At 70.0% G+C, this 3,378-nt stretch carries 3 protein-coding genes; 2 read left to right on the forward strand and 1 reads right to left on the reverse strand.

The window, feature by feature from the left end:
• Together GWK61_RS53345 and aspS are read left to right on the forward strand one after the other, a co-directional pair.
• A partial coding sequence (locus tag GWK61_RS53345; protein ID WP_228564484.1) for a mannosyltransferase YkcB-related protein occupies positions 1 to 986 on the forward strand: 986 nt, incomplete at its 5' end.
• Positions 987 to 1,265: 279 nt separating this feature from the next.
• Positions 1,266 to 2,558: an aspartate--tRNA(Asn) ligase gene (gene aspS, locus GWK61_RS53350; RefSeq protein ID WP_194922040.1), complete on the forward strand. Its 1,293-nt coding sequence runs from the start codon at positions 1,266 to 1,268 to the stop codon at positions 2,556 to 2,558.
• Positions 2,559 to 2,663: 105 nt separating this feature from the next.
• On the opposite strand, the gene GWK61_RS53355 is transcribed toward aspS, so the two are convergent.
• Positions 2,664 to 3,378 (reverse strand): hypothetical protein (locus tag GWK61_RS53355; protein ID WP_228564485.1); only part of this gene is annotated, 715 nt, incomplete at its 5' end.

Raw genomic sequence — 3,378 nt, forward strand, 5'->3', positions numbered from 1 at the left:
GGCGCGCTGGGCCCGTTATGCGGGCAGCGCAGGCTGAGCTTGAGGCCTTCGCCGCAGACCGCGCGCGCCGGAAGACACTCGCCGGCTACCTGTTCTGGGGCGGCTGGCTCGGCATCTACGGACTGGCCTTCTGCGCAGCCACCGGCATCCACTCCTACTACACCTCGACTCTCGCCCCGCCGGTCGCCGCCCTCGCCGGCGCCGCGTTCGTCGCCGCCGCCCGCGGCCGGGCCTGGCAGCTGCCGGCGCTCGTCGCCGCGACCGGCGGCTGGGCGTTCTTCGCAAGCCGCGAGACTCCGCACTACCAGCCGTGGCTGCGCTGGTTCGTCCTGGCCGCTGCCGTCCTGGCGATCGCACTGATCCCCTGGGCCCGCATCTCCCGCAACCGTGCCGTCGGCGCGCTGTCCGCTCTCGCCGTAGCGACCGCCGCACTGGCCGCACCGGCCGTGTGGTCGTCCTCGGTACTCACCCGCCGGGGCGACATGATGGGCAGCGTCGCCGCCTCCGCCGGACCGCCGCAGGCGATGTTCGGAGGCCGGAAGACCAGCGCCGCCGTCAACGACGAGATCGAGCGCGGCCTGCGCGACTTCAGCCGGGGACCCGACCCGCAGGTGCTCCGCTTCCTGAAGCGCAACCGCGACGGGCGTCCCTACGCCGCCGCCGTAGACGGCTCCATGGCCGCAGCGACCTACCTGGCGGACAACGTCCCGGTCCTCCCCATGGGCGGCTTCACGAGCGACGCCCCGGCGCCGACCGCGCAGGGGCTGGCGGCGCTCGTGCGCACCGGGCAGGTGCGGTACGTCATGGTGACAGGGATGCGTATGGGTGGCCGCAGTGTCGCGGCTAAGGATCGCGACGCGTGGGTGACCGGGCACTGTCACGGAGTTCCGGGCTTGGCTTCCTTCTCTATTCCTCGCGCCGCCTCTAGCTCTGCCTCTGCCTCTGCCAAGGCCGCCGCTCCGAGCGGGGTATTCGATTGTTCGTGATCCCCGCCGGAGTTAAGATCGCTCCAACACGTTGAAGGAGACGAGTAGCCTCGGATCCGCGCGGGTCCAGAGAGCCGTCGGCAGCTGGGAAGACGGCCCCGCGTCCCGAGGCGAAGACCCTCCCGAGTGCGGGGAGGCAATGCCCCGCCGGATGGCCCCCGTCACCGGGCCGCCACGAGGTCGCGGCCGCAAGCCGCGGCGAAGGTGCGGTGGTACCGCGATTCCCTTATCGCCCGCACCCCCCAAGGGATCACTTCGAGGCCCTTGGGAGGGCTAACGATGATCCACCGCGTACTAGCGTCCGAGATGTCGGCGCACGTAGGTGAAACCGTCCAGGTGTCCGGCTGGCTGCACCGCCGCCGCGAGCTGAAGAACGTCACGTTCCTGATCCTGCGCGACCGCAGCGGCCTGACGCAGGCCGTTCTGCCGGGCGGCGTCGCCGAGCAGCTGCGCGACATCCCCGAGGAGACCGTGCTCTCCTTCGTCGGGATCGTGACGGCCAACGAGCAGGCGCCCGGCGGCGTCGAGGTCGTCGCGGCGGCCGCGGGTCCTCAGGTCGAGCTGCTGTCCAGTCCCGCCGAGACGCCGCCGCTGGAGATCTACCGGCCGAGCGTGACCGCCTCACTGCCGACCATCCTGGACGGCGCGCCGGTGACCCTGCGCCACCCGCACCTGAACGCCCCGTTCCAGATCACGGCCGCCTCCGTCGCGGGTTTCCGCACCGCGCTGGACGCCGAGGGCTTCACCGAGATCCACACCCCGAAGATCGTCGGCTCGGCCACCGAGTCCGGCGCCACCGTCTTCGCCCTGGACTGGTTCGGGCGCAAGGCGTACCTGGCGCAGTCGCCGCAGTTCTTCAAGCAGGCGATGGTCGGCGTCTTCGAGCGGGTCTACGAGACCGGCCCGGTCTTCCGTGCCGAGCCCTCCGACACCGCCCGGCACCTGGCGCAATACACAAGCCTGGACGCCGAGCTCGGCTTCATCACGGACCACCGCGACGTGATGGCGGTGGTGCGGCAGGCGCTGGCCGGCATGGTCGCCGCCGTCGGCGAGCGCGCGGCGGCCGCTGTGGACCTGCTCGGGGTGAAGCTGCCGGTGGTGCCGGAGCAGATCCCCGAGATCCACTTCGCGGACGCGATGGAGATGCTCGGCGAGGACGAGCCGGACCTGTCGCCGGCCAACGAGCGCGAGCTGAGCGCGTGGGCGCTGCGCGAGTTCGGGAGCGAGTTCCTGTTCGTCACCGGATACCCGATGGTCAAGCGGCCGTTCTACACGCACGCGCAACCGGACCGGCCACGGTACTCGAACACCTTCGACCTGCTCTTCCGAGGGCTGGAGCTGATCACCGGCGGACAGCGGCTGCATCGCTATGAGGACTACGTGGCGGCGCTCTCTGCGCGCGGGGAGACGACGGAGGCGTATGAGGGCTATCTGGCGAACTTCAAGCACGGGATGCCGCCGCACGGCGGGTTCGCCCTGGGCTTGGAGCGCTGGACGATGCGGCTGACGGAGGCGGACAACCTGCGGCGGACGGCGCTGTTCCCTCGGGACCTGCACCGGCTCACGCCGTGAGCGCTCTTTAAGCGCCCTCTGCGTTCTGCATCCTTTACGCGCAACACACGTTTACGCGCGGGCCCTCGTCGTCGTCGCATGGCGGCGAGAGGCCCGCGCGGTCTGCTACTTCGTTCCGGGCAGCGACAGGAGGAAGTACGGACCGCCCTTAACGGCCATCGCCGTCCCCACTACTGTTCCGGACGCGCTATAGCCGATCACCTTCTGCGGACGATCGGCCGCCGAATATCCGAACACATAGAAGTCGCCTCCCTGGATCCGATACACCGGCTCGAACTCCGCGTGGTCGGCGTACTGCGCGCAGAGGTGGTCGACGTCCGGCCCCATCCATCCCGACGTCACATAGGCCGGGTAGATCCGGGGATTCCAGCCCGGGGACAACCCCTGCGAAGTCTTCGCTGTCGTACCGGGTCCGATGCCCATGCCCTCCTGAATGGTGAAGTACTGCGAGTCACCCGAGGTGCCGTCGGGACCGCCGAACTCGCTGTAGCCCTCCACACCCGGCGTCCGGAACTGCGCCATGGCGCCCGGGTGCTCGGCGTCCTTAGCGGACTGCGGGATAGAGCCCTGCGGGAGCTTGTGATCCTGCCAATCGAGGTGGGACTTCTTATCCGGGAAGACGTGGATCTGGACGGCCCACGGGATTCCCGCCGTAGTCCCCGACACTGTGTTGAAGACCAGGCTGTCCAGCGTGCTGGTCGTCGTGCCGGGCACCGTACCTGTCACCGACGCCGAGCAGGTCTTCAGCGCCGGGGCCCCGGGCGACGCAGGACCGCTGTGCCGCCCAATCCATTCGCCTCCGGCCGTCCCACCCGCGTGC

The sequence above is a fragment of the Catenulispora rubra genome, from assembly GCF_015356825.1.
GTDB classification, from domain to species: Bacteria; Actinomycetota; Actinomycetes; order Streptomycetales; family Catenulisporaceae; genus Catenulispora; species Catenulispora rubra.

What these genes read in the sequence shown, in the direction of transcription:
- aspS (WP_194922040.1), top strand. Translation starts at nt 1,266, where the DNA reads ATGATCCACCGCGTACTAGCGTCCGAGATGTCGGCGCACGTAGGTGAA.